General features: G+C 53.6%; 20 protein-coding genes and 3 tRNA genes. 2 read left to right on the forward strand and 21 right to left on the reverse strand.

The genetic code is table 11. The annotated features are described in order from the left end of the window. Positions 1-88: 88 nt before the first annotated feature. The 8 genes from pheT to uvrB form a co-directional block, all read right to left on the reverse strand. Positions 89-2,464 (reverse strand): phenylalanine--tRNA ligase subunit beta, encoded by a 2,376-nt coding sequence (gene pheT, locus ACJJI5_RS16300; protein WP_445354653.1) that lies wholly within the window; start codon positions 2,462-2,464, stop codon positions 89-91. A gap of 129 nt (positions 2,465-2,593) precedes the next feature. After that, the gene (pheS, locus tag ACJJI5_RS16305; protein WP_282932052.1) at positions 2,594-3,607 is read right to left on the reverse strand and encodes a phenylalanine--tRNA ligase subunit alpha; all 1,014 of its coding nucleotides are present in this window, start codon (positions 3,605-3,607) and stop codon (positions 2,594-2,596) included. A gap of 193 nt (positions 3,608-3,800) precedes the next feature. Next, positions 3,801-4,160, reverse strand: coding sequence for a 50S ribosomal protein L20 (rplT, locus tag ACJJI5_RS16310; protein WP_108733840.1), 360 nt, complete (start codon positions 4,158-4,160; stop codon positions 3,801-3,803). Between the two features lie 36 nt (positions 4,161-4,196). Then, positions 4,197-4,391, reverse strand: coding sequence for a 50S ribosomal protein L35 (rpmI, locus tag ACJJI5_RS16315; protein ID WP_020413351.1), 195 nt, complete (start codon positions 4,389-4,391; stop codon positions 4,197-4,199). Positions 4,392-4,537: 146 nt separating this feature from the next. Beyond that, on the reverse strand, positions 4,538-5,083 hold the full coding sequence (infC, locus tag ACJJI5_RS16320) for a translation initiation factor IF-3 (protein WP_444898242.1): 546 nt from the start codon (positions 5,081-5,083) through the stop codon (positions 4,538-4,540). A 21-nt stretch (positions 5,084-5,104) separates the two neighbouring features. After that, the gene (thrS, locus tag ACJJI5_RS16325) at positions 5,105-7,033 is read right to left on the reverse strand and encodes a threonine--tRNA ligase (protein ID WP_445354654.1); all 1,929 of its coding nucleotides are present in this window, start codon (positions 7,031-7,033) and stop codon (positions 5,105-5,107) included. A gap of 110 nt (positions 7,034-7,143) precedes the next feature. Next, a tRNA-Val gene (locus ACJJI5_RS16330) sits at positions 7,144-7,220 on the reverse strand. Between the two features lie 176 nt (positions 7,221-7,396). Then, on the reverse strand, positions 7,397-9,406 hold the full coding sequence (uvrB, locus tag ACJJI5_RS16335) for an excinuclease ABC subunit UvrB (protein ID WP_445354655.1): 2,010 nt from the start codon (positions 9,404-9,406) through the stop codon (positions 7,397-7,399). A gap of 241 nt (positions 9,407-9,647) precedes the next feature. Here uvrB and ACJJI5_RS16340 point away from each other — a divergent pair. Next, positions 9,648-9,723 (forward strand) — tRNA-Asn (locus tag ACJJI5_RS16340). A 46-nt stretch (positions 9,724-9,769) separates the two neighbouring features. Continuing rightward, positions 9,770-9,845, forward strand: a tRNA-Asn gene (locus ACJJI5_RS16345). A gap of 121 nt (positions 9,846-9,966) precedes the next feature. On the opposite strand, the gene ACJJI5_RS16350 is transcribed toward ACJJI5_RS16345, so the two are convergent. From ACJJI5_RS16350 to gyrA, 13 genes are all read right to left on the reverse strand, one after another. Further along, positions 9,967-11,919, reverse strand: a complete 1,953-nt coding sequence (locus tag ACJJI5_RS16350) for a polysaccharide biosynthesis protein (RefSeq protein WP_445354656.1) — start codon at positions 11,917-11,919, stop codon at positions 9,967-9,969. A gap of 53 nt (positions 11,920-11,972) precedes the next feature. Then, positions 11,973-12,863: an MraY family glycosyltransferase gene (locus tag ACJJI5_RS16355; protein ID WP_444897935.1), complete on the reverse strand. Its 891-nt coding sequence runs from the start codon at positions 12,861-12,863 to the stop codon at positions 11,973-11,975. 354 nt (positions 12,864-13,217) lie between these two features. Further along, positions 13,218-13,526, reverse strand: coding sequence for a ComEA family DNA-binding protein (locus tag ACJJI5_RS16360; RefSeq protein ID WP_444897936.1), 309 nt, complete (start codon positions 13,524-13,526; stop codon positions 13,218-13,220). Between the two features lie 141 nt (positions 13,527-13,667). Next, positions 13,668-14,375 carry an orotidine-5'-phosphate decarboxylase gene (pyrF, locus tag ACJJI5_RS16365; RefSeq protein ID WP_445354657.1) on the reverse strand — a complete coding sequence of 236 codons (708 nt, stop codon included), beginning with the start codon at positions 14,373-14,375 and terminating at the stop codon, positions 13,668-13,670. Positions 14,376-14,445: 70 nt separating this feature from the next. After that, positions 14,446-15,639: a lipopolysaccharide assembly protein LapB gene (gene lapB, locus ACJJI5_RS16370; protein WP_413662668.1), complete on the reverse strand. Its 1,194-nt coding sequence runs from the start codon at positions 15,637-15,639 to the stop codon at positions 14,446-14,448. Between the two features lies 1 nt (position 15,640). Continuing rightward, positions 15,641-15,949, reverse strand: a complete 309-nt coding sequence (locus ACJJI5_RS16375) for a lipopolysaccharide assembly protein LapA domain-containing protein (protein ID WP_413662669.1) — start codon at positions 15,947-15,949, stop codon at positions 15,641-15,643. A gap of 92 nt (positions 15,950-16,041) precedes the next feature. Next, positions 16,042-16,350: an integration host factor subunit beta gene (gene ihfB / locus ACJJI5_RS16380; RefSeq protein WP_282932044.1), complete on the reverse strand. Its 309-nt coding sequence runs from the start codon at positions 16,348-16,350 to the stop codon at positions 16,042-16,044. Between the two features lie 141 nt (positions 16,351-16,491). Next, the gene (rpsA, locus tag ACJJI5_RS16385; RefSeq protein WP_445354658.1) at positions 16,492-18,171 is read right to left on the reverse strand and encodes a 30S ribosomal protein S1; all 1,680 of its coding nucleotides are present in this window, start codon (positions 18,169-18,171) and stop codon (positions 16,492-16,494) included. A 168-nt stretch (positions 18,172-18,339) separates the two neighbouring features. Continuing rightward, positions 18,340-19,029, reverse strand: a complete 690-nt coding sequence (gene cmk, locus ACJJI5_RS16390; protein WP_445354659.1) for a (d)CMP kinase — start codon at positions 19,027-19,029, stop codon at positions 18,340-18,342. A gap of 74 nt (positions 19,030-19,103) precedes the next feature. Continuing rightward, positions 19,104-21,335, reverse strand: coding sequence for a bifunctional prephenate dehydrogenase/3-phosphoshikimate 1-carboxyvinyltransferase (locus ACJJI5_RS16395; protein WP_444897940.1), 2,232 nt, complete (start codon positions 21,333-21,335; stop codon positions 19,104-19,106). Then, positions 21,335-22,438 (reverse strand): prephenate dehydratase, encoded by a 1,104-nt coding sequence (gene pheA / locus ACJJI5_RS16400; protein ID WP_282932042.1) that lies wholly within the window; start codon positions 22,436-22,438, stop codon positions 21,335-21,337. Before pheA ends, ACJJI5_RS16395 begins: the two co-directional genes overlap by 1 nt. 46 nt (positions 22,439-22,484) lie before the next feature. Continuing rightward, complete coding sequence (gene serC / locus ACJJI5_RS16405; protein WP_445354660.1) at positions 22,485-23,564, reverse strand: 3-phosphoserine/phosphohydroxythreonine transaminase; 1,080 nt, start codon at positions 23,562-23,564, stop codon at positions 22,485-22,487. 167 nt (positions 23,565-23,731) lie between these two features. Next, a complete protein-coding gene (gyrA, locus tag ACJJI5_RS16410; RefSeq protein ID WP_445354661.1) occupies positions 23,732-26,293 on the reverse strand; it encodes a DNA gyrase subunit A in 2,562 nt (853 codons plus the stop codon). Positions 26,294-26,345: the final 52 nt, after the last annotated feature.

A 26,345-nucleotide genomic window follows, 5' to 3' on the forward strand; every position in this document is an offset into this window, starting at 1 on the left:
GAAGCGGCCCAAACCGCGGCGGCTTTCAACCCGGTAGCAGACGCTCTCGGGGTGCAATTCAGCCTGCACCCGAGAGCATCATGCTCTACTAGCGCAGACTAGCGTTATATTTTTCTTCTAGTTTTCCGACCACCGCATCTACAGCGGCATTGATTTCGTCGTCATTAAGGGTGCGTGACGAATGCTGAAACGTCAACCCCAAAGCGACACTTTTTCTATTTAAATCAATACCTTTGCCCTGGTAGACATCAAATATCTTGAGGTCCGTCAAGGTTTCACCTGCAACTTCGACAGCAGTTTCCACCAGGCTGGCGGCAGGAACCTCTGCATCAATCAGCAGGGCCAGATCGCGGCGCACTTCCGGGAACTTGGACAGCGGACGGAATGCGGGGGTTTTGCCCTCGCCGATCGCTTCCAGGCTCAGTTCAAATACGAACGCGGGCTTGGACAGGTCCAACTTCTTCTGCAACTGCGGGTGCAGGGCTCCGATAACCCCCACTTCGCAGTCGCCGCGCATAATCTTGGCGGTTTGGCCGGGGTGCAGCGCGGGGTGTTGGCCAGCGACAAAGCGGAATTCATCGGCTACACCAGTGCGAGCCAACAGGGCTTCTACATCGGCTTTCACGTCGAAGAAGTCCACGGCGTCTTTGCTGCCAGTCCAGTTTTCTGCGTAACGGCTGCCGTAGGCAAGCCCGGCAATCATTTGCTCCTGGTGCAATTCTGCACCCGGCACAAAGCGCAGGCCGGTTTCAAACAGGCGCACGCGGTTTTGCTGGCGATTCAGGTTGTACTGCAACGCTTTGCACAGGCCCGGCAATAAGGTGGTGCGCATAACCGCCAGCTCGGCGCTGATCGGGTTTTGCAGGGCCACCGGATCGGCTTTCGGATCAAACAGCGCGGCGCTGTCGCTATCGATAAAGCTGAAGGTAATCGCTTCGTAGTAACCACGGCTCAGCAGGGTTTGCTCCAGGTTGTCCTGGGCAATAGTGCTCTCCGGGCGCGGGGCAATTTCCAACTCGGCGGTAAAGCTTTCGCTGGGAATACGGTTATAGCCGTATACACGGGCCAGCTCTTCCAGCAGATCTGCTTCGATGGCGATATCGAAACGGAAGCTGGGGGCGAGGAAGGTCCAACCTTCGTCGTTCTGGTCGATTTTTTCCAGGCCCAGGCGGGTGAGGATATCGACGATTTCGTCATCGGCCAGTTTGATGCCCAGGCCCAACTCTACTTTCGCACGGCGCAGGGTAATATGGCGCTCGGCGGGCATAATTTCAGTCAGCTCGCGCACGTGTACCGGACCGGGCTCACCGCCGACGATATCCAGCAGCAACTGGGTAGCGCGCTCTACCGCTTTCTCTTGTAGGTGGTAGTCCACACCGCGTTCGAAACGGTGGGAGGAGTCGGTGTGCAGGCCGTAAGAGCGAGCCTTGCCGGCAATGGCCAGCGGGCTAAAGAAGGCGCTCTCCAGGAAGATATGCTGGGTGCCCGTGGTCACGGAGGAATCCAAGCCACCCATAATACCGGCCATCGCCAGAGGTTTTTCCTCATCGGCAATTACCAGGGTGCCCTCTTTTAGTTTGACTTCCTGGCCGTCCAGCAGGGTCAGCTCTTCACCGGCTTCCGCCATACGCACTTTGATGCCGCCGGAGAGTTTCTCCAGATCGAAGGCGTGCATGGGCTGGCCCAGTTCCAGCAAAACATAGTTGGTAACGTCTACTACCGGATCGATACTGCGCAGGCCGCTGCGACGCAGGCGCTCTTGCATCCACAGAGGCGTTACCGCTTTGATATCGATATTGCGAATGACACGACCTACGTAGCGCGGGCAGGCGGCTTCGGCCAGCAGGGATACGGGCATGCTCTCATCGATCTGCTGGGGTACCGGAGCAACTTCCGGGCCCTGAACGGCGCAGCGATTCAATACACCCACTTCGCGAGCAATACCGGCAACACCGAGGCAGTCGGAACGGTTCGGGGTGAGATCCACTTCGATGGTCTCATCGTCCAGCTGCAAGTATTCGCGCAGATCGGTACCGGTGGGTGCGTCTTCTGGCAGTTCCCAAATACCGTCATTGTCTTCGCCCAGTTCCAGTTCGGTCTGTGCGCAGAGCATACCGAAGCTCTCTACACCACGGAGCTTGGCTTTCTTGATTTTAAAATCGCCCGGCAGCTTGGCGCCTACCAGGGCAAAAGGAATTTTGATTCCGGTGCGCGCATTGGGAGCACCGCACACAACCTGCATTTCACCGTCGGGGTGGCCAGCGACTTTACACACGCGCAGCTTGTCCGCATCCGGGTGCTGTTCGCAGGCGACAATCTCACCGACAACCACTCCGGAGAAATCGCCCGCAACTTTTTCTATACCATCCACTTCCAGGCCGGCCATGGTGATTTGATCGGCCAGTTCCTGCGTGGTGAGTTCCGGGTTTACCCATTCCCGCAACCAGGAGTTGCTGATTTTCATAGTTGATCTCTTTCTGTATTCCGTCAGCGCAACTTGGTGCGCATTTCGCCTGGGGCTATTTCGCCTCCCAGGCCTCCACAATTCGACTGCTGTTGCGAAGGGCCATTGCCATTCGCGCTGTCACTTGGCTTAGAACTGTTTCAAGAAGCGCAGATCGTTATCGAAGAACAAGCGCAGGTCGTTGACGCCGTAGCGCAGCATGGCGAGGCGCTCGATACCAATACCGAAGGCAAAGCCGGAGTATTTTTCGCTGTCGATATCGCAGGCGGCGAAGACATTCGGGTGCACCATGCCGCAGCCGAGAATTTCCAGCCAGCCGGTGCCGGAACATACGCGGCAGCCTTCACCGGAACAGGCGGTACACTGGATGTCCGCTTCTGCGGAAGGCTCGGTGAACGGGAAGTAAGACGGACGGAAACGCACCGGTACTTCCGCTTCGAAGAAGGCTCGCAGGAATTGGTCGATGGTGCCTTTCAGGTGGGCGAAGCTGATGTTCTCGCCGATTACCAGGCCTTCTACCTGGTGGAACATGGGCGAGTGGGTGACATCGGAGTCGCAGCGGTATACGCGGCCCGGGCAGATAATACGCAGCGGTGGAGATTTTTTCTCCATGGTGCGGATCTGCACTGAGGAGGTGTGGGTTCTCAGTACGGTGGTGGGGTCCACGTAGAAGGTGTCGTGCATCGCGCGCGCGGGGTGGTGCGCGGGAATATTCAACGCTTCGAAGTTGTAGTAGTCCTGTTCGACTTCCGGGCCGTTCTCAACAGAGAAGCCAATGCTCGCAAAGAATTCTTCCACGCGCTTTAAGGTGCGCGTAATGGGGTGGGCATTGCCCTGCTCTTCGCCGCGCCCCGGCAGAGTGACATCAATGGTCTCTTCGGCCAACTTCGCATTGATGGCGGCCTGCTCCAGCATAGTGCGGCGCGCGTTAATTTTTTCCTGAACCTGCTGCTTGGCTTCGTTGATCTTGGCACCCGCCGCCGGACGCTCCTCAGCCGACAGCTTGCCAAGGCCTTTCAGCAGTGCCGTCAGCTGGCCCTTTTTGCCCAGGTAATCAACACGCACCTGATCCAGTGCGGCGAGGCCATCGGCCTTCTCCACCAGCTCCATAGCCTGCTCGGTGAGGGACTGCAAATCTTGCATCGAACTGTTCCCGTTTGAATCCAACTTCGATTAATTTTTTCTGCTTTGTTCGGCCGGTACTTTCTGTACCGGAGGGAATTTCCCCAGGCACCGCCACCGGTAAAAAATAGCGGAAACTCCATAAAAAAATAGGGAAGGGCCACTACAGCCCTTCCCTATTTTGAGTATTCAGTTTTACAACTGAAGTGACAGCTTACGCTGCCAGGGCTGCCTTAGCTTTTTCAACTACGGCAGCAAAAGCGACTTTATCGTAAACAGCCAGATCAGCCAGTACACGGCGATCCAGTGCGATGTCCGCTTTTTTCAGACCTGCGATCAGGCGGCTGTAGCTCAGGCCTTCAGCACGGGACTGGGCGTTAATACGAGTAATCCACAGAGCGCGGAAGTTACGCTTTTTAACGCGACGGTCACGGTATGCGTACTGACCAGCTTTAATTACTGCCTGCTTGGCAACGCGGAATACACGCGAACGCGCTCCGTAGTAACCTTTAGCCTGCTTCAGAATCTTCTTGTGACGACGACGCGCCTCTACACCACGTTTTACACGGGCCATACTTCTATCCTCTTAAACCTTTGCGATTTGGGCCAATTACTTGGCGCGCAGCATACGATCGACCAGTCCAGCATCAGACTTGTTCATAGTCTGAGTGCCACGCAGCTGACGCTTGCGCTTGGTGGTCATCTTGGTGAGGATGTGGCTCTTGTTAGCGTGCTTGTGCTTGTAGCCCGCAGCCGTCTTCTTGAAGCGCTTGGCAGCGCCACTGTGAGTCTTTGCTTTCGGCATTTTGTACTCCAAAGTTAATATTCGCCTGTAAAACAGGCACCTTTAGTAACTGCCGACAACCGAAGTTACCGGCACTGCGAGAGTGGGGAGGCAGCCGTCGCCCAACCACTTCTCAAAGGAGATCCCGGGAATGACTTCCCCAAATCTCACTTTTTCTTTTTGAGCGGAGCAATCACCATCAGCATTTGACGACCTTCCATTTTCGGTCGCTGCTCTACGGTGCCCAGCTCTTCAAGGTCCTTTTCGATGCGCTGCATCATTTCCATGCCCAGCTCTTGGTGAGCCATTTCGCGGCCACGGAAACGCAGGGATACTTTGGCCTTGTCACCCGCTTCCAGGAAGCGGGCCAGGTTGCGCAGCTTGATCTGGTAGTCACCGACATCGGTGCCCGGGCGGAATTTCATTTCCTTGATCTGCTGCTGCTTCTGCTTCTTCTTGGCGGCATTCTTAGCTTTTTTAGCTTCGAATACGTGCTTGCCGTAGTCCATGATCTTACAGACTATCGGCGTGGAGTCCGAGGCAATTTCAACGAGATCCAAGCTAGCTTTCTGTGCAGCTTCCAGCGCTTCATCCAGGGAGACAATGCCTACCTGTTCGCCATCAGCGCCTATCAGGCGGATTTCTGACGCTTCAATCTGATCGTTTATGCGGGCCTTTTTGGACCGTCCCTTAGTGTCTCGTTTAATAGCTATGGTCTCCCAGTTGCCAAGTTGTTATGCATTATCTTCTGTCAAACGGCCGCGACGATTCACGTCTTGCTCGAGAATCTCGAGGAATGACTCATACGTCATTGTACCAAGATCTTCACCGCTACGGGTACGTACTGCCACGGTTTGACTTTCTACTTCCTTATCGCCAATTACCAATAGATAAGGAACACGCTGAAGCGTGTGCTCGCGGATTTTAAAGCCGATCTTCTCGTTTCTCAAGTCAGCTGTGGCGCGGTATTGCAGCTCACCCAAACGATCTTGCAAATTGCGACAATATTCGGCCTGGCGATCGGTGATATTCATGATCGCCACCTGCTGCGGCGCGAGCCAGGTGGGGAACGCGCCCTCGTAGTGCTCGATCAGGATTCCGATAAAGCGCTCGAAGGAACCCAGGGCTGCGCGGTGCAGCATTACCGGGGACTGGCGCGAGCCATCTTCCGCTACAAACTGGGCATCCAGGCGGCCCGGCATGGAGAAATCCACCTGAATAGTACCGCACTGCCATACACGGCCGAGACAGTCTTTCAGGGAGAATTCGATCTTCGGTCCGTAGAAGGCGCCTTCACCCGGCAGCTCTTCCCACGGCAGGCCAGCGGCATCCAGTGCGTCGGCCAGAGCTTTTTCAGCCTTGTCCCAGCTCTCATCGGAACCTACGCGCTTCTCCGGGCGAGTGGAGAGACGGTAGATCACGTCCTGGAAGCCGAAATCCTTATACACGGAGTGCAGCAGATCCATAAAGTCAGAAACTTCTGACTGGATCTGATCTTCGCTACAGAAGATATGGCCATCATCCTGTACAAAGCCGCGCACGCGCATCAGGCCGTGCAGGGAACCGGAGGGTTCGCTGCGGTGACAGGAGCCAAACTCCGCCAGACGCAACGGCAGGTCGCGGTAGCTGCGCAGGCCCTGATTGAATACCTGTACGTGACAAGGACAGTTCATCGGTTTAATGGCGAACTGACGCTCTTCACTGGTCAGGGTGAACATGTCATCGCCAAACTTATCGGCGTGACCGGACTTACGCCACAGGCTGAAATCTACCAGCTGAGGAGTCTTGATTTCTTTGTAGCCGAATTCGCGCTGGCGGCGACGCATGTACTGCTCGATAGTGCTGTAAATGGTCCAGCCGTTCGGGTGCCAGAACACCATACCGGGCGCCTCTTCCTGAATATGGAAAAGGTCAAATTTCTTCGCCAGCTTGCGGTGATCGCGCTTTTCTGCCTCTTCGATACGACGCAGGTAAGCTTTCAATTCTTTTTTGTTGGCCCAGGCAGTGCCGTAAACACGGGTCAACATTTCATTGTTGGAGTCGCCACGCCAGTAGGCACCGGCCACTTTGGTCAGTTTGAACGCTTTCAACCTGCCGGTGGAGGGCACGTGGGGACCGCGACACAAGTCTTCAAAGTCGCCCTGGCGGTAGAGAGAAATATCTTCATCGCTGGGGATGCTGTCGATAATCTCAGCCTTGTACTCTTCGCCCATCTCGCGGAAATATTTCACCGCTTCTTTGCGCGGCATCAGGCGGCGACTGACAGTGATGTCTTCTTTCGCCAGCACTTCCATACGCTCTTCGATCTTCTCGAGATCTTCTGGCGTAAACTGACGTTCGTAGGCGAAATCGTAGTAGAAGCCATCATCGATAACCGGGCCAATGGTGACCTGGGCTGTCGGGTACAGCTGCTTAACTGCTTGTGCCAGCAAGTGCGCTGTGGAGTGACGGATCACTTCCAGGCCTTCGGGCTGACGATCAGTAATAATTGCCAGATTTACGTCGGTATCAATAACGTAACTGGTATCGACTTCCTTGCCGTCTACAACGCCAGCAAGTGCGGCTTTTGCCAAACCAGGGCCGATATCAGCGGCTACATCGTGTACGGAAACCGGAGCAGAAAATTCTCGACGGGAACCATCGGGGAGAGTAACAACGGGCATTGTTTATCCTTTGTTCTCAGTGGCGATCCCTACCAAAGACCGCATGAAACTATCCATGAATTTTTTCATGGAACTCTTGATCGGGATGGGCAATCCATCCTTTTGAAAGGTGGTAGACCCGGGCGGATTTGAACCGCCGACCTCTGCCATGTCAAGGCAGCGCTCTAACCAACTGAGCTACGGGTCTAAAGCTCTACAGCGGGGGAACCCTGTGCTGTGAAGAGCGCGAACTTTAGCACCGCTTTTCAGTGTTTTCAACAACTTACTGAACTTTTGTGTGAAATTTTTTAAGAGCTACCAAGCACCAACAAGGCAGTGCGGGACTATCAAAATGTAGATCCAAGTCCCGCCCTTCAGCAAGGATTATTCCACACCTTTTAAGTGGGTAATCTCATCGCGCAATTTTGCTGCTGCTTCAAATTCCAGGTTCTTCGCATGCTGGTACATTTGCTCTTCCAGCTCGGCAATTCGGGCCCAGCGCTGCTTATCGGTAAGGGCCTCAACATCCACCTTGTACTCACCTTTACCCTCGGCAACTTTGCGGCGCCCCTTCTTAGGCACGCCGGGGGCCACCGCTCCCTCCAGAATATCCGCCACACTCTTGCGGATACCCTTGGGGGTAATGCCGTGCTCCTCATTAAAGGCCAACTGCTTCTCGCGGCGGCGACGAGTCTCTTCGAGTGCTCGCTCCATAGAGCCGGTGACTTTGTCCGCGTAGAGAATCGCCCTCCCCTCCAGGTTTCGCGCAGCCCGCCCAATGGTCTGGATCAGTGAGCGATCGGAACGGAGGAAGCCCTCTTTATCGGCATCGAAAATTGCCACCAGGGCAACTTCCGGCATATCCAGGCCTTCTCGCAGTAAGTTAATGCCAACTAGCACGTCAAACTCGCCAATACGCAGGTCCCGGATAATCTCTACCCGCTCGACGGTATCAATATCGGAGTGTAAGTAGCGGACGCGGACACCACTTTCGGAGAGGTATTCAGTCAGGTCTTCCGCCATCCGCTTGGTCAATACGGTAATTAGCACCCGCTGATCGGCGTCCACGCAGCGATGAATCTCAGACAGGGCATCATCTACCTGGGTCAATGCTGGGCGAACTTCGACTTCCGGGTCCACCAACCCTGTCGGGCGAACCACTTGCTCGACCACCTGCCCCGCATTCTCTTGCTCATAGACCCCGGGGGTTGCGGACACAAAAACCGTCTGGGGTGCCAACCCCTCCCACTCTTCAAACTTGAGAGGACGATTGTCCAGGGCCGATGGCAGACGAAAGCCATACTCCACCAAAGTTTCCTTGCGCGACCGGTCTCCACGATACATACCGCCGATTTGCGGCACTGTCACGTGACTCTCATCGATAAATAACAGTGCATCATTGGGAAGGTAATCAAAAAGCGTGGGGGGCGGCTGGCCAGATTCGCGACCAGAGAGATAGCGGGAATAGTTCTCCACCCCATTGCAGTAGCCAAGCTCCTGCATCATCTCCACATCGTAGCGGGTACGCTGATCTAGCCGCTGCGCTTCGACCAGCTTGTTGTTGCCACGCAGTTGCTCGAGGCGCCCTCGCAGCTCATCTTTGATTTCATCGATAGCACTGACGATCGTCTCTCGCGGCGTCACATAGTGACTCTTGGGGAAGATAGTGACCCGGGGCACCTTCCTGATCTGCTCTCCTGTGAGCGGGTCAAATATGGTGATCTCTTCGATCTCTTCATCAAAAAGAGACAAGCGCACCGCTTCCAAATCTGAGTCTGCCGGGTAGATATCGATAATATCGCCGCGCACCCGGTAAGTGGCGCGACGGAAATCTGCATCGTTACGAGTATATTGCAGTTCAGCCAGGCGCCTTAGGATAGTGCGCTGATCAACGAGATCACCGCGATCCAAATGCAGTACCATCTTCAAATATTTGTCCGGGTCACCCAAACCGTAAATTGCCGAAACTGTGGCGACCACAACCACATCGCGCCGCTCAATAAGTGCCTTGGTGGCCGAGAGGCGCATCTGCTCGATATGCTCGTTTACGGATGCATCCTTTTCGATAAAAGTGTCCGAAGAGGGAACGTAAGCCTCCGGCTGGTAGTAGTCGTAGTAAGAGACAAAATACTCCACCGCATTCTTGGGGAAAAACTCTTTAAACTCCCCGTAGAGCTGAGCCGCCAGCGTTTTATTGTGAGCCATCACAATGGCCGGCCGCTGCAGGCGCTCAATAATATTCGCCATAGTGAAGGTCTTACCCGAACCGGTAACACCTAGCAGCGTTTGATGGCTCAAACCATCATCAATTCCTTCTGACAACTGCTCTATCGCCAGAGGCTGATCGCCCGCTGGCTGATACTTGGATTCCACCTTAAAAGGTCGCGACTCCATACACTTCCCCCAACCGCTTAATCATTCATGCAACACAGGATTGTAGGCTGTCGTCATACGACCCACAATTACAAGAGAATAGCGTCCTACCCTTCCCAACTCTGACCTGCGGCATTTTGCGCATGACCCCAAAAAATAATTTCCTGACAAATCAATTAGTTAAAGATGAAAAAAGGGGTTGACCTGTTCGGAAGTGCTCTATAATATACGCGCCATCTCAACGGCACAGCCGAAAAGATATTCCGCCTTAGCTCAGTTGGTAGAGCAAATGACTGTTAATCATTGGGTCGCTGGTTCGAGCCCAGCAGGCGGAGCCAAATTTCAAAGCGCAGCTTAATTTGCGCTCTATAAATTAGATTAAATTCCGCCTTAGCTCAGTTGGTAGAGCAAATGACTGTTAATCATTGGGTCGCTGGTTCGAGCCCAGCAGGCGGAGCCAAACAAAAGCCTGGATAGATTCCATCTATCCGGGCTTTTTCTTTTCTGCTCAAATATTTTTAATCTACATGGAGATTGTGAGATAGCGACCAACCGTATTAGTTAGCCGCCCAAAATATACGCTAGCGGGAACCAGCCTCCCCAGCTAAAGGCAACCTCTCCACAGTCGCCCCTCCGCTCGCTTTACGTACCTTCCCCTGCCTCGACCAGACAACATCGACCAGCCCCTGCTTGGGTGAATAGCCTTTTACTGCCCGACATAGAATCCAGCGGACCTGCTCGCAATCATGAGAGTCGCACGCATCCCTAAGCTCTGAAACCAGAAGCTGCAAAGCCTCGCTATCGAGACGCTCCTCTTCTGCGCGCATAATCATTGGGTGGTCCGTGCCCAGCACGTTATCCCCCAACAACAGCTCTTCGTACAATTTCTCCCCAGGGCGCAGTCCAGTGAGCTGAATTTCAATATCACCATCAGGGTTTTCTTCATCCCTTACCGTGTGCCCCATCAAACGAATCAAGCGCTCAGCCAGATCGTAGATGCGAACCGGTTCACCCATATCGAGAACAAATACATCCCCGTTGCGCCCCATACTCCCAGCCTGCAATACCAGCTGAGCCGCCTCGGGAATTGTCATAAAGTAACGGGTTACTTTTGAGTGGGTCACAGTTACCGGACCACCGGCATTGATCTGATCCGTGAACAAGGGAATTACCGAGCCGGAAGAGCCGATAACATTACCAAATCTGACCATGCACACACGCATCTTGTTAAAACGGCGACCAAAATCCTGGCAAATCAGCTCAGCAAATCTCTTGGTGGCCCCCATAACATTGGTTGGCCGGACAGCCTTATCAGTGGAGATAAGCACAAACTGCTCAACCCCACACTGCTCCGCAGCCTCAAGTACAGAGAGGGTGCCCAGAACATTATTGTCGGCGCCAATAACAACGTTCTGCTCAACCAAGGGCACATGCTTGTATGCGGCCGCATGGTAAATTGTATGCACGGAGAAGCCCTGAATGATTTCCGCCATACGCTCAGTGTTACGCACATCGCCAAGCAGCGCGGTTACTTCAAACTGGACCCTGTCATCCTGATGCTGCTGTCGCAGCTCGCGCTCTATCTGATAGAGGGCATATTCAGAGGACTCAACAACAACCAGCCTGGCAGGCTTCCATTGCGATATCTGCCTGCACAACTCTGACCCAATAGACCCGCCAGCACCAGTAACCAAAACCACCTTGCCGCTGATGGAGCCAGAAACGAGCTCCTTCTGAGGCTCAACAGAAGCACGCCCCAGAATATTCTCATAAGTCTGCGAAACATCCTCTGCCCGTCCCACACCGTCAAGCAGCTCCTCCACTCCGGGAATCGCCTTTACCACCAGGCCTCGCTCTCTAAGCGCCTTGGTTATTTCTCTACGGCGGCGCCTGGGCACTCCCGGCATAGCCAAAATAACTTCTGCAATATCTTTACCTGCAACCACTTCAAGAATGTCTGCAGGGTTATACACAAGCAGCCCATCAATAAATGTCTTTTGTTTGGAGGCGTTATCATCAAAAAAAGCAACGGGCTTATATAGCTGCCCGTGAACTAGCGCCTTATACATTTGCAGGCCCGCAGTACCAGCACCATAAATGGCCACCCGGGTTTTGTGAATCTCAAGTGCTGCCTGATAGTAAAGGCGGACCAACCAGCGGGACCCACCCACGGCAATAAACGCAAAGCACCAGTAGATCACAGGGACAGAGCGAGGAACCCCTGCCGTAGTCAGGTAAGAAAAGAGCGCCAACATCACTGCAGAAAGAGTGACCCCCTGCAGAACCGCAATGATAGCTTTTTGCCCCATGTACCGAATAATCGTCCGGTACAAGCCGAGCCGGAGAAAAATAAAGCTAGTGGCAACTAGTGTTAATGTCAGGCAGACCACCATTCGCCACTCGAAAAATTGAGCGACACTATTAAGCCTAATCATCATTGCCAACAAAAAGGCCATGCTTAGCATCAGCATATCAAAGGCCAGCATCAATACTGGCTTATGGGCTTTCTTTACATTGCGCCAAACTCTTGTCACAAGACTCCCCGAAATCTATTTACCTTTAAAACGACATTCAGCATGAGAGACATTCACTTCCCCTCAAGTACAACAGCTGCTAGCGCCACTAAAGAAAAAGATATCATTGCGCCCAGCTGCAAAATGAGCGCCCTTTTAACGCCAATCTTAATTGCGCACCTCTGGTAGAAATGCTCACGATGAGCTTCCCACCAACGCTGACCACTCAACGCCCTTTTTAGCAGTGTATATGTAGCATCCAACCAAAATGGTATAAATATGACCACGGGTATCCAAAGCTCAAACGCTCCCCGCTGCCAGCCAAATAAGCTGACAGCAACCACCCCCAAACCTACGCCCGTGGAGCCAGCATCACCCAAAAAAATCTTCGCCGCAGGCCAGTTGAAGACCAGAAAAACGAACGCACAAACAGCCACCAGGGCACAGAGCCAGGCTAACTCCAAGTCCCCATTTAAAGTGCAAATAATCCCCAAGGAGGAAAAGCCAACAAGTGTCATTGACCCCGCTAGACCATCCATTCCATCCATAAAGTTGTAGAGGTTAACAACCCAGGCCCCCGCCAAGATAAGGACCGGGTACAACCACCACTCCAAACTTTCTGGCAGTGCAAACAGAAGAAAGACCACAGCTAGAAGATGAGCCGAAAAGCGAAGATGTATGGCTACATCTCCAAGATCATCCAGTGCGGATACCACTAACAACAGTGTAAATGCAGCCAACACCAACGGAGACAGGTCAAGTGGGCTAGCGACTACCGCAACCAGACAACCGAGCAAAAAGGCCCAACCACCTGTGCGAGGTACCGGCACCGAGTGCATTGAACGATTATTGGGCACATCGAGCGCAAAATTGCGCATCCTCACGATAAACAACGATGTAGCGCCATAGCTTGCTGCTAAAGCCAGCAATAGCGGTATTACCCACTCCCAAGCGATACTAATCAACTAACCAACCCTTATCACTTCCAAGCAAGCCAATCCTTCCGACTACATTCAACAAACAGGACAGGGAAGCACCATGCCCAGCAAATGAATTAAAAATGTTTTCGCAACTCGACAGAAAAACCTAAAGGTCATCCAGGCGGGGAACATTTGCCAACAATGAAAGGGGGACGAGAACAGGAAGTAGAACACAACGAATGGTGTAGCTCCGCGGCAGACGCAACATAAATGCTACATTTTATCGACAGTAACAACTGAAATTCATCCGGGGGAGTCATCTATTAATGCTCTCTTACTCACCAACTCAAAACCCCAACTGGAGACCACAAAAAGCCTCCAGTCGGGACCCATAAACCTTTAGAGCCGAATCAAATCCCTGTTTTTATCCAGGGTTGCCGCACCGATTCCTTTAACATTCAACAGCTGCTCCACAGAAGTAAACGGCCCATGCACCTCGCGATACTCAACGATTAATTGTGCCCGTGCTTCGCCAATGCCATTCAACCTCTCAGCAAGTTCAACAGCTGAAGCACTGTTGACATTGACAGACAGCACAACCTCTTTGGCTTCAACGCTGCCCATCTCTCCCGCAAATGCAGATGGACTCAAAAAAAGCGAAAAAGCTAGCGCAAAAACAACAGAAAACAATTGGTAGGTCAATTTCATGGTCAACTCCCAGTGAATTATCGGTTTCACTTTGGGACTGCTATTACCTCCCCCAAGCCACACCATAATATCAACGGGCAACTTTCTGTCGGCTCAGGCCTAATTACACATCATTACAAGCCACGAAGCAAGATAACCATCCTAATCTGCCACTTCAGCCAGTACTGACTTTAGGGCCGCTAGAGGTTCAGGAGCCGCGGTGATGGGACGACCCACAACCAAATAGTCAGAACCTTGCGCCAAAGCTTCAGCAGGCGTCAAAGTGCGTCGCTGATCCCCGGCATCAGAGCCCGCGGGACGAATTCCCGGCGTCACCAGGGAGAAACCGGCTCCGCATTCACTTCGCAGCAGTTGGGCCTCCCGTGCGGAGCAGACCACACCGTCGAGACCGCAGGACTTAGCTTGAGAGGCCAGGTGAAACACCTGCTTTTCCAGCGGTGCAGCCACACCAACTGCAGCCAGTTCCTCTGCAGTTGTGCTGGTAAGCACAGTAACCGCAATTAATAGAGGCTTATCTTCGCCAAATTCCCGCAGGGCCTCGGCGGCAGCCAACATCATCCGCTCACCGCCACTTGCGTGAACATTAACCATCCATACCCCCAATTTCGCAGCAGCTTTAACGGCCTTTGCAACAGTATTAGGGATATCGTGAAATTTAAGGTCCAGAAATACCTGGAAGCCACGGTCAACCAGCGTTTTCACCAGGTCTGGACCAGCGGCAGTAAACAGCTCCTTACCAACTTTGACCCGACACAGCGACGGATCGAGCTGATCTGCCATTGCCAGTGCAGACTCAGCATTGTCGTAATCCAGAGCAACGATAACCGGAGAAGAAACTTTAGACTGCAAGAAAAACCTCATTCATTTCAAAAGCCGCCCCGACCAGGCCCTTAGCCCGATGAACAGGACAGTCATTACTTTACTCGCCCTCAATCCCCTTAACGGAGCGTACCGAATCCCAGTGTTTGCAGCTCGGGCACAACCAGTGCAACTGATTGCCCGAAAACCCACAATTGCTACACCGGTAGTGAGGGCGGCTCGCTATTAGCTGATCGATTAGCGTCTTGAGCAGAGAGAGATTCTCTCTCGCCCTACCCTCTGTACTATCAATATGGAGGTCGAGAAAGCGTCCCAACCCCCTCAAAGACGGGCGCAACGCCAGCTGCTTCCCCATAAATGCAGCCGCTGCAGCCTCACTATCCTGCTGCTGAATACGCTCAGTCAGGGCAATCAATACGCTATTAGAGGGGTGCTCTTTCAAAAGGGATTCAAGATAGCGATCCAACCCCTTGCCATCCCCTAAATCCCCATAACAAGTAATCAACAACTCAAGGATTTCAGGAATATAGTCCGGACTCTGCTTAGGTATCCGCTGCAAAACCTTGATCGCCTCTCTTGGCTTGCCAAGCAGATATTCGAGGCGACCCCACAGCAAATTTGCCCGCACTGAGCTGCGCTCATAACTCAGAGCAGAATCGATATGCTTCCTCGCACTTAGGTAATCCTTTGCCGCTATTGACTCCTCTGCCAATTCGCAACAAAAATGAGCCTGAACCGGAGCCCAGTCAGCCGAGAGGCGCTTGAACCGTCGGCCATGCAATAGGTTTACAGCATGAATCGCTTTAGCCCACTCCCTTTCATCCCGGTAGACTTCAATCAGGCGCTCCAGGCTAACAGCCTTTAACTCCTGAGAGGTCTCAACCAACTCCTGCAGCAGGCGCTCAGCTCTATCCAGCCAGCCAGCAGAAATATAGTCACAGGCAAGTTCAAGTTGAGCTTTGTTTTGACTAACCCTGGACAAGCTCGGGCGCCCGAGTAAATTTTGATGGACTCGAATCGCCTGATCGTACTCCCCTCTTCGGCGCAACAGACTTCCAAGAGCCAGGTGGGTGTCAAAAGTAGCCTGACTTACTTCCAAAGAGTCAATAAATTTATCGATGGTATCGTCGTGGCGCTCACTCAATAAATAGTTCAAACCCTGGGCATAAGACCTCACCAGCGCATGCTCTTGCTCACTATAATCCGCCACTTTCTTTTTGGCGCTGCCTCGCCCCAGCACCCAGCCGATCGCGATTGCCGCAAGCAGGAAAAAGAAATAGGTAAAATCGAGCAAATCAGTCTCCAGAAGCCTTGCGGTGGGCGGTGTGTAATTCCCGCTCCATTTTCTTCAATTGCTTCTCGAGCGACCGCACTTGGCGACGCTTGGCATAAACAGGCTGCAGACTAACGACAAAACCCAGCAACAACCCCAGCAACAAGAAACCAATCAACCAAAAGCCTACACTTCCTGCCGGCAGTTGATAGCCCACAATATTTGGCTTGATAGTCTCCGGATTGGCAACTGCGAAATAAATCCCCAAAGCGATGCAAAGCAGGGCGACGACCCCATAGACGATGCGTGTCAGCCAACGCAAAAATGACAAGGGAACCTCCACGTTCCACAAAAACTTTATCGATTAACGACGAAGCTCACCCCGATTAATGGCAGTATTTATACTGCTGCCAGGGAATCTAATCATACTTCGATACTCGCCTCATCGTGCATACTTCGATTCACTCTGTCGCGCAACTCTTTGCCAGGTTTGAAATGCGGGACATATTTCCCGGCGAGATCAACCGCGTCCCCAGTTTTGGGATTCCGGCCCGTACGCGGAGCTCGATAGTGAAGAGAAAAGCTACCAAAGCCGCGTATCTCTATACGCTCACCCTGAGACAGGGCATCTGACATGGTGTCGAGCACCACTTTTACCGCCAGCTCTACATCCTTAACTGGCAGCTGATCCAACCTCAACGCAATCCTTTCGATCAGTTCGGACTTGGTCATGCGCTCCGCAACCTTTGTAAGTCATTGATTATTCTGGAGTAGAGCACCAATCATCTAATAGAAAGCCGGACTGGGCAACCCCAGTCCGGCTTTCGAGTCACTCCAAATGATCCATTTGGAGCTATGAACACTCAAAGACGATTAGTCTTTGTTATTCATTTGAGCCTTGATCAGGTCACCGATAGTAGCGGGCTGAACTTGTTCAGACTGCTTCTTGCTGTGATCCTTGATAGCTTGCTTCTCGTCGTCCTGGTCTTTGGCTTTGATAGACAGGCTGATCACGCGGTTCTTGCGATCCACGCTGGTGATCTTAGCTTCTACTTCTTCGCCTTCTTTCAGGACGTTGCGAGCATCTTCAACCTTGTCGCGGCTGATTTCAGAAGCGCGCAGCACGCCTTCTACTTCGTCCGCCAGGGTGATTACTGCTTGCTTAGCGTCAACTTCCTTAACAGTACCTACAACGATGCTGCCGCGATCGCTGGTGGTAACGTAGTCGGAGAACGGATCGGACTCCAGCTGCTTGATGCCCAGGGAGATGCGCTCGCGCTCGGAATCGATACCCAGGATAATAGTCTCGATTTCGTCGCCTTTCTTGAACTTGCGAACAGCTTCTTCGCCAGCTTCGTTCCAGGAGATGTCGGACAGGTGAACCAGACCGTCGATGCTGCCGTCGAGACCAATGAAGATACCGAAGTCAGTGATGGACTTGATCTTACCGGAAATCTTGTCGCCCTTAGCGAATTTACGCGCGAAGGCATCCCACGGATTTTCCTGGCACTGCTTGATACCCAGGGAGATACGACGACGCTCTTCGTCGATATCCAGGATCATCACCTCTACCTCGTCGCCAACCTGGACAACTTTGGACGGGTGAATGTTCTTGTTGGTCCAATCCATTTCGGAAACGTGTACCAGACCTTCCACACCTTCTTCCAGCTCGGCAAAGCAGCCGTAGTCGGTCAGGTTGGTTACAACCGCCTTCACGCGGCTGTTCTCTGGGTAACGCTGCTTGATGGATACCCAAGGATCTTCGCCCAACTGCTTCAGGCCAAGGGATACACGGCTGCGCTCGCGGTCGAACTTCAGTACTTTTACTTCGATCTCGTCGCCAACGTTCACGATCTCGCTCGGGTGCTTGATGCGCTTCCAAGCCATATCGGTGATGTGCAGCAGGCCGTCGATACCGCCCAGGTCTACGAAAGCACCGTAGTCGGTCAGGTTCTTCACGATACCCTTGACGCTCATGCCTTCCTGCAGGCTTTCCAGCAGAGCTTCACGCTCTTCGGAGGTGGCAGCTTCCATAACGGCGCGGCGGGAAACAACTACGTTGTTGCGCTTGGAGTCCAGCTTGATAACTTTGAACTCGAGCTCTTTACCTTCCAGGTGCGCAGTGTCGCGAACCGGACGAACGTCAACCAGAGAGCCGGGCAGGAACGCACGGATATTGGCAACATCAACAGTAAAGCCACCTTTAACCTTACCGCTGATAACACCTTTAACCACTTCGTCAGCTGCGTGAGCTGCGTCGAGGATTTTCCAGGCTTCAGCGCGCTTGGCTTTTTCGCGGGACAGACGGGTTTCACCGAAACCGTCTTCTACAGCTTCCAGGGCAACCTGCACTTCGTCGCCCACCTGCAGCTCAACTTCACCTTTATCGTTGGCGAATTGTGCAGCAGGGATAACGCCTTCAGACTTCAGGCCCGCGTGAACGGTAACCCAGTCTTTATCTACGTCGATTACAACACCAGTAACAATTGCGCCCGGTGCCATTTCAACGCTTTTCAGGCTCTCTTCAAATAGATCAGCAAAGCTCTCGCTCATTACATTACCTATAGTGCTGGGTCCAGCCGTTGGTAACTGTTAAGTCTAGTCAACCGCCAGCCGCGACCCCAACCGCGCTGCCAGCACGCGGGTCGGATTACGATAACGGCCGGGCGATTCTGGCTGATCCCGGCCGCTGTCGTTAGAAAACTATTTACTGCCCGAACTTCAGGGTGAAATACGCTCCTGAACCAAATCGAGCACTTTTCGGAGGACTTCATCGATACTCACCCCCGTACTATCCAGCTCAACCGCATCCTCAGCGGGAGCCAGGGGGGAGGCTTTTCTGTTCATATCCTGTGCATCTCGGGCACGGATGTCCTCCAGCAGGTCGCGGAGGCTAACAGAAACCCCCTTCTCCTGCAACTGAGCGAAACGCCTGTTAGCGCGCTCCTCAGCGCTGGCGGTTAGGTAAACCTTGACCGGCGCGTCGGGAAACACGGTAGTGCCCATATCCCGACCATCGGCAACCAAGCCGGGGGGCTGGCGGAAGTCCCGCTGGCGCTGCAGCAGCGCTGCCCGCACACCGGGAATTGCCGCGACCTTGGAAGCAGCCATGCTTACCCGCTCCATACGGATATCTGCGGTGACGTCACTCTCTTCCAGCCACACCTGCAACTGACCGGCACTCACGGTAAAGCGCACATCGAGATCTTTCGCCAATTCGGTCAGCAGCTTGTCATTGGAGAGATCAACTTCCTTATTAAGTGCGGCCAAAGCTGCAGCCCGATAAAGGGCCCCGGAGTCCAACAAGGAAAAGCTCAAGCGATCAGCCAAAAGCTTTGCAATGGTTCCCTTACCCGAACCACTGGGACCATCAATGGTAACTACTGGTGGCAACCCGTTTGTATCACTCATATTTTCTTTACAACTCAACATCTCTGGCGGATGCACTCAAGCGAACCACAACCGCCCAAACCTGAATGCCCGTGTCACGCCAACTGCAACTTGAGACCCGCGCCCGTTGCCAGTTCGGCAAAGTTCGGGAATGAGGTCGCCACATTGGCGCAGTGAAGGATGCGGATTGTATCCTTTGCGCGCAGCGATGACACTGCAAACGCCATAGCAATGCGGTGATCCCCTAAGCTATCGACGGTGCCTCCAGCAAATACCGCACCCTCTTTGCAGCCCTGGATCACGATACCGTCCGGTGTTGGCTCAGCTTTTACCCCAAGTGCAATCAAGCCATTTGCCATCGCCTGAATCCGGTCACTTTCCTTGACCCGTAACTCCTCCGCACCAGTCAGGACGGTCTCACCTTCTGCACAAGCTGCCGCAACAAACAATGCGGGAAACTCATCAATCGCCAGGGGTACCTGATCCTCAGGGATACGAATTCCCTTCAAGGGCGCATAGCGAACGCGAATATCCGCCACCGGCTCACCGCCCACTTCACGCATATTCAGCAATTCGACATTACCGCCCATTGCACGGAGGATATTGATAACCCCATCGCGGGTCGGATTGATCCCCACATGCTCCAGTACAACATCGGAACCGGGAGAAATAGCGGCAGCAACCATAAAGAATGCGGCTGAAGAAATATCGGCAGGCACATCGATGCGACAGGATTTCAGTGAGCCGCCGCCCGCCAGTTTAGCCTGAGCCCCATCCCGCTCCACCTTATAACCAAAGCCCTGCAACATGCGCTCGGTATGATCTCTAGTGGGCGCCGGCTCAACGGTAGACGTTTGACCCTCACTATAGAGCCCAGCCAGTAATACCGCTGATTTCACCTGGGCACTGGCCATCGGCAGCGGGTAATCAATCCCTTTCAACGCACTACCACCCTTAATCAAAAGCGGCGGACGACCTTCCGGGCCAGTCTCAATATTTGCACCCATCTCACGCAGGGGGTTAGCCACGCGATTCATCGGGCGCTTTGACAGGGACTCATCGCCAGTGAGTGTTACGTCGAAATCCTGCCCGGCAAGCAATCCAGCCAACAGGCGCATGGAGGTCCCGGAGTTACCGAGATATAGCGGTCCGGGCGGTGCCTGCAAGCCATTAAGACCCACGCCATGAATTACAACCCGACCATTGTCCGGCCCCTCAATCACGACCCCCATATCGCGGAAAGCCTGCAGGGTTGCCAGTGCATCCTCACCCTCCAGGAAGCCCTCAACTTCTGTAACTCCCTCGGCCAGGGAGCCCAGCATAATTGAGCGGTGCGACATGGACTTGTCCCCCGGCACCCTGAGCTTGCCATTTACAGCCTCGCCCGGCTGCACGATAAAAGTAATCTCTTGTTCTTGCATAGGTTCCGAATACGCTTGTTTTGCCAACATTTTGGTGAAGTGATCCCGCGCCGCTTTGGCGCGGGTAAAAACCCCCATCAGGGCAGCGCTATCACCGGAGGCAATAGCGTCGCGCAGGGAAGAAAGGTTGAGGCTGTATAGGTCGATAGCCTTTAAGATGGCATCTCGATTGGCGAGCATAATATCTCGCCACATAACCGGGTCACTGGAAGCGATACGAGTAAAATCACGGAAGCCTCCCGCCGCATAGCGGAAGATATTTTCGTTTTCCGCATCGTGGGCCAAAGTGTCCACAAGGCTAAAAGCGATGACATGAGGAAGATGGCTCGTAGCGGCCAGAACCTCGTCGTGCTCCTCCACTGACATTGTCAGGGGCTCAGCTCCCACGGCCTGCCATGCTCGCTCCACGAGATGCAAATGAGCAGCCCCTGTATTCGCAAGCGGCGTCAGGATAATGCGGTGATCCCTATAGAGGTCATCTCTCGCCGCGGTAACACCACTTTTTTCAGAACCAGCGATTGGGTGCCCTGGCACCAGAAAATCTGGAGCACTCCCCCACACTTTTTCTGCCGCTGCCACCACGCTACCTTTTACGCTGGCGCCATCTGTCACAGTGACTCCCGCCGGCAGGTGTTCTTTCAGCTGCGCGAATACAGGCTCAATCGCCAGTGTCGGCACAGCCACAAACACCAAATCGCCCGGCTCCAGCTGCGGCAATACCAGCTCGAGACTGGTGCTGGCCCGATCAACAATACCGAGCGCCCTGGCTTCATCGCAGACACTCTCTTCCAGAGCGACCCCGATAACCTCTCGGCAAGCCCTCGCAGCTTTCAGTGCAAGGGCAAAACTCCCCCCAATTAAACCGATCCCAACAACCAGCAGTCGGCCAATTTGAGCCTCTGCCATCACAGCACTCCGCGAGGGTAGGAGCCCAGCACTTTCAAGTCTGAAGCGCAGCCACCGACTTCTTTTAATGCCTCGGCAATTCCCTGGGTATCGCGGTGGCCGCTAAAATCGATAAAGAACACATAGGTCCAATTGCCAGACTGCGATGGCCGGGTCTCTACCCGAGTCAAATCGACACTGTAGCGACGAAACGGCTCCAGGAGATCGTGCAGAGCACCTGGCTCATTGCGCATTGATACCATCAATGAGGTCTTATCATCCCCACTCGCAGGCACTTGCTGGGTACCAATAATCAAGAAGCGGGTGGAATTATCCGGGCGATCTTCTATTTTCTCCGACAGCACCTTCAACCCGTAGAGTTCCGCTGCCATATCGCCAGCTATCGCCGCAGCATTCCACTCACCCTTAACGCGCTTGGCCGCATCCGCATTGCTGGCAACTGCAACACGCTCCACATTGGGATAATGAGCATCAAGCCATTTGCGGCACTGCGCTAAGCTCTGCGCATGGGAATAAATACGAGTGATTGACTCTGGGCGCGTTACATCTGAGATCATCAAGTGATGATGGATACGCAGCTCCACCTCACCGCAGATACTCAGGTTAGAGTGCATAAAGTTATCCAGGGTGTGATTGATCACCCCTTCGGTAGAGTTTTCTACCGGCACTACACCGTAACTGACGGCACCTGCTTCTACCTCACGGAAAACTTCATCAATTGCCGCCAGCGGCCGGCTCTGGGCAGAGTTGCCGAAGTGCTTTAATGCCGCCTGCTGGGTAAAGGTACCCTCAGGGCCCAGGTAGGCCACCTTGACGGGCTCTTCCAAGGCCAGGCAGGCCGACATAATTTCGCGAAACAGTCGCGCCATTTCTTCATCAGTCAGCGGACCATTATTGCGCTCCATAGCCTTGCGCAGCACTTGTGCTTCACGCTCCGGCCGATAATAGAGAGCATCCTCGCCAGTAGCTTTCTTAACCTCTGCAACCTCCAGGGCGCAGCGAGCCCGCTCACTAATTAAGCGAGCAATCTCTCCATCAATACTGTCGATCTGATTGCGCAGCTCCAGCAGTCGCTGGTCACCACTCACAGTTTCCTCTGCCATTCGTTTATCTACTTTCTCTAGAAATCATCAAGATTGAATTAACTACCTAAGCCTTGCGCGCTTCAAAATCCGCCATAAATGCCACAAGCGCTTCCACTGCCTCCATGGGAACGGCGTTATATAGCGACGCGCGCATACCACCCACAGAGCGGTGCCCCTTTAAGCTCAACAAACCCGCTTCTTCTGACTCAATCAAAAACTGCTTATCCAGGCGGTCGTCAGCCAACACAAAGGGCACATTCATGCGGGAGCGACTTCCCTCCTCAACCGGACTGGAGAAAAAGTCACTGCTGTCGAGGAAGTCGTACAGCATTTTGGATTTAGCATCGGCCTGCTTAGCCATCGCATCAACACCCCCCTGACCTTTCAACCACTGGAAGACAAGACCAGATAAGTACCAGGCGAAAGTAGGTGGCGTGTTATCCATAGAGCCCGCTTCTGCCGCCACCTTCCAGCTCAAACTGCGAGGAATATTTTCCAGTGAGCGATCGAGTAAATCATCCCGAATCAAGGCTACAGCGATACCTGAGGGGCCAATGTTTTTCTGCGCGCCGGCATAGATAACGCCGAACTTTTCCACCTCAATCGGTTGAGACAAAATAGTTGAGGACATATCCGCCACTAGCGGGCACTCCACTTCCGGCACATAGCCAAACTCAACACCGCCAATCGTCTCGTTGGGGGTATAGTGGAAATAAGCCGCATCACCACTCGACTGCCAGCTGTCTGCCGCAGGTGCATAGCTGAAGTTGCGATCCTCACTGGATGCGACCACATTTACCTCACCGTAGCGACGAGCTTCTTTGATCGCTTTGGCCGCCCAACTACCGGAGTGTATAAATTCAGCTTTGGATGAACCGGCACCGAGAAGATTCCAGGGCACAGCACTGAACTGCCCAGTTGCCCCCCCCTGAAGAAACAATACTTTGTAGCTGCTCGGCACACTGAGCAGATCGCGGAGATCCTGTTCGGCCCGCTCAGCTACCTCAACAAACTCTGGAGAACGGTGGCTGACTTCCATTACAGAGCAACCGAGCCCTTGCCAATTGAGCAACTCCCTTTGCGCCTGCTCCAATACGGGCTGCGGTAAAGCGGCAGGACCTGCACAGAAATTAAACTTCCTCATGAGCTGATTTCCACAATACAAAAAAGGTTTCAAATACAACTAGATGTGTCTACGCACAAACTGCCATTCAGGGGGATAGATATCGCGCCTTTAGCGTTTTTCGTGGGAGCCAAAGGCAAGAAAGGCCGCGATAAACGCAGCCTTTCTTAGTGGTCTGGAGCGGTGGGTCACTCTTCCCCACCGTTTTCTTCACCGTCATCTTCGGTCTCTTCAATGCGACCGAGACCAACCAGCTTCTCGCCAGTCTTCAGGCGAATCACTCGCACCCCCTGCGTGTTGCGCCCAAGTACAGACACTTCATCAACACGGGTACGCACCAGAGTACCCTGGTCGGAGATCAACATCATCTCCTCACCTGGGTGCACCTGACAGGCCCCAACCAAGGCACCGTTACGTTCACTTTCCGCGATCGCAATAACACCCTGGGTACCGCGTCCCTTGGTGGGGAATTCACTGATAGCTGTACGCTTACCGTAACCATTCTCAGTAGCCATCATCACAGAGCCACCCTCTTCAGGGATAACCATAGCGATAACCTGCTGACCTTCCTGCATACGAATACCGCGAACACCACGGGAAACACGACCCATAGAGCGCACATTGGACTCGGAGAAGCGCGCCGCCTTACCGGCGCTGGTAAACAGCGCTACATCGCGCTCACCATCGGTAATCGCAGTGGCTACCAGGCGATCGCCCTCCTCCAATTCAATTGCACGCAAACCAACACTGCGGGGGCGAGCAAAAGCGGTGAGGGGGGTTTTCTTCACGGTGCCATTGGCAGTGGTGAAGAAGATAAAGTGATTTTCGTCGTACTCGGACACCGGCATCATGCTGCTGATACGCTCACCCTCTTCCAGGGGCAGCATATTAACCATTGGGCGACCACGGGAGGCTCGGCCAGCGGTGGGCACTTCGTAGACTTTCAGCCAGTACACCTTGCCCTTATTAGAGAAGCATAGAAGGGTGTCATGGGAGTTGGCGATCAATAGATGCTCGACGAAGTCCTCGTCTTTTACCTGGGTCGCGGATTTACCCATACCACCACGGCGCTGGGCCTGGTAATCGGTCAGCGGCTGGCTCTTGGCGTAACCACCGTGGGAGATAGTTACTACCTTGTCTTCCGGGGTAATCAGGTCTTCAACGGTCAGATCCTGGCGAGACGCAACGATATCGGTACGACGCTCATCGTTAAAGTCCTTTGACAGCTGCTCTAACTCTTCGCGGATCACTTCCATCAGGCGCTCGAAGCTGCCGAGGATATGCAGGTATTCAGCGATCTGCTCCAGTCGATCCTGGTATTCTGCCAACAGCTTGTCGTGCTCCATACCGGTCAAGCGGTGCAGGCGCAATTCGAGAATTGCCTGAGCCTGGGCCGGGGACAAGTAGTAAGAGTCGTCGCGCAAACCAAATTCTTGCGGCAGATCATCTGGACGGCAGGCATCAGAACCAGCCCGCTCCAGGAACTGCTGTACATTGCCCACAGGCCAGCCTTTAGCCAGCAACGCCTCGCGGGCATCTGCCGGTGTGGCGGAAGATTTGATCAGCTCGATTACCGGATCGATATTGGCGATGGCAATCGCCAGACCTTCCAGAATATGACCGCGCTCGCGGGCTTTGCGCAACAGGTAGACCGTACGACGGGTAACCACTTCCTGGCGGTGGCGAATAAAGTGCTCGAGCAGCTCTTTGAGGTTCAATACCTTGGGCTGGCCATCGACCAGGGCCACCATATTGATACCGAAGACGCTTTCCAGCTGGGTCTGGGAATAGAGGTTATTCAGGACCACATCACCCAGCTCTCCTCGCTTAAGCTCAATCACTACGCGCAAGCCGTCTTTGTCGGACTCGTCGCGCAGCTCAGAGATACCCTCGATCTTTTTCTCTTTCACCAGCTCAGCAATACGCTCGATCAAGCGCGCTTTATTCAACTGGAAGGGGATCTCAGTAATGATGATGGTTTCGCGATTGGTCTTGTCATCGCGGATCACATCTGCTTTGGCACGCACATAAATGCGGCCACGGCCAGTGCGGTAGGCAAGGAGAATACCGGCGCGGCCATTGATGATGGCGCCCGTGGGGAAGTCCGGCCCGGGGATGTACTCCATCAGGTCGTCGACGGTCAACTCGGAATTATTGATCAGAGCCAGACAAGCCTTGATCACCTCACCCAGATTATGGGGAGGGATATTGGTGGCCATGCCTACCGCAATACCGGAGGAACCATTGACCAAGAGGTTCGGCACACGCGAAGGCAACACCTCCGGCATTTGCTCGGAACCATCGTAGTTATCGACAAAATTAACAGTTTCTTTATCGAGGTCGGACAGCAGCTCGTGGGCCAACTTATCCATACGAATTTCGGTGTATCGCATGGCAGCTGGACTGTCACCATCGATAGAACCGAAGTTACCCTGGCCATCTACCAAGGTGTAACGCATAGAAAACGGCTGCGCCATACGCACAATAGTGTCGTAGACCGCAGTGTCTCCGTGCGGGTGATATTTACCGATTACATCACCAACGACACGCGCTGATTTCTTGTAAGGTTTATTCCAGTCGTTTTTAAGCTCGCTCATCGCGTAGAGCACGCGGCGGTGTACCGGCTTGAGGCCATCGCGTACATCCGGCAGTGCGCGCCCGACAATCACGCTCATGGCATAGTCGAGATAAGACTGCTTGAGTTCTTCTTCGATATTAATCGGAGAGATTTCTTTGGCTAATTCGCCCATGGCTTACGGCGTTCCTTTTATAGCGCGGGCGTACGTACTGTGCCCGGGATAA

This window comes from Microbulbifer maximicatervae (SeqCode) (assembly GCF_052467955.1).

What these genes read in the sequence shown, in the direction of transcription:
- pheT (WP_445354653.1), bottom strand. Translation starts at nt 2,464, where the DNA reads ATGAAAATCAGCAACTCCTGGTTGCGGGAATGGGTAAACCCGGAACTC.
- pheS (WP_282932052.1), bottom strand. Translation starts at nt 3,607, where the DNA reads ATGCAAGATTTGCAGTCCCTCACCGAGCAGGCTATGGAGCTGGTGGAG.
- rplT (WP_108733840.1), bottom strand. Translation starts at nt 4,160, where the DNA reads ATGGCCCGTGTAAAACGTGGTGTAGAGGCGCGTCGTCGTCACAAGAAG.
- rpmI (WP_020413351.1), bottom strand. Translation starts at nt 4,391, where the DNA reads ATGCCGAAAGCAAAGACTCACAGTGGCGCTGCCAAGCGCTTCAAGAAG.
- thrS (WP_445354654.1), bottom strand. Translation starts at nt 7,033, where the DNA reads ATGCCCGTTGTTACTCTCCCCGATGGTTCCCGTCGAGAATTTTCTGCT.
- uvrB (WP_445354655.1), bottom strand. Translation starts at nt 9,406, where the DNA reads ATGGAGTCGCGACCTTTTAAGGTGGAATCCAAGTATCAGCCAGCGGGC.
- ACJJI5_RS16360 (WP_444897936.1), bottom strand. Translation starts at nt 13,526, where the DNA reads ATGAAATTGACCTACCAATTGTTTTCTGTTGTTTTTGCGCTAGCTTTT.
- ihfB (WP_282932044.1), bottom strand. Translation starts at nt 16,350, where the DNA reads ATGACCAAGTCCGAACTGATCGAAAGGATTGCGTTGAGGTTGGATCAG.
- rpsA (WP_445354658.1), bottom strand. Translation starts at nt 18,171, where the DNA reads ATGAGCGAGAGCTTTGCTGATCTATTTGAAGAGAGCCTGAAAAGCGTT.
- cmk (WP_445354659.1), bottom strand. Translation starts at nt 19,029, where the DNA reads ATGAGTGATACAAACGGGTTGCCACCAGTAGTTACCATTGATGGTCCC.
- ACJJI5_RS16395 (WP_444897940.1), bottom strand. Translation starts at nt 21,335, where the DNA reads ATGGCAGAGGCTCAAATTGGCCGACTGCTGGTTGTTGGGATCGGTTTA.
- pheA (WP_282932042.1), bottom strand. Translation starts at nt 22,438, where the DNA reads ATGGCAGAGGAAACTGTGAGTGGTGACCAGCGACTGCTGGAGCTGCGC.
- serC (WP_445354660.1), bottom strand. Translation starts at nt 23,564, where the DNA reads ATGAGGAAGTTTAATTTCTGTGCAGGTCCTGCCGCTTTACCGCAGCCC.
- gyrA (WP_445354661.1), bottom strand. Translation starts at nt 26,293, where the DNA reads ATGGGCGAATTAGCCAAAGAAATCTCTCCGATTAATATCGAAGAAGAA.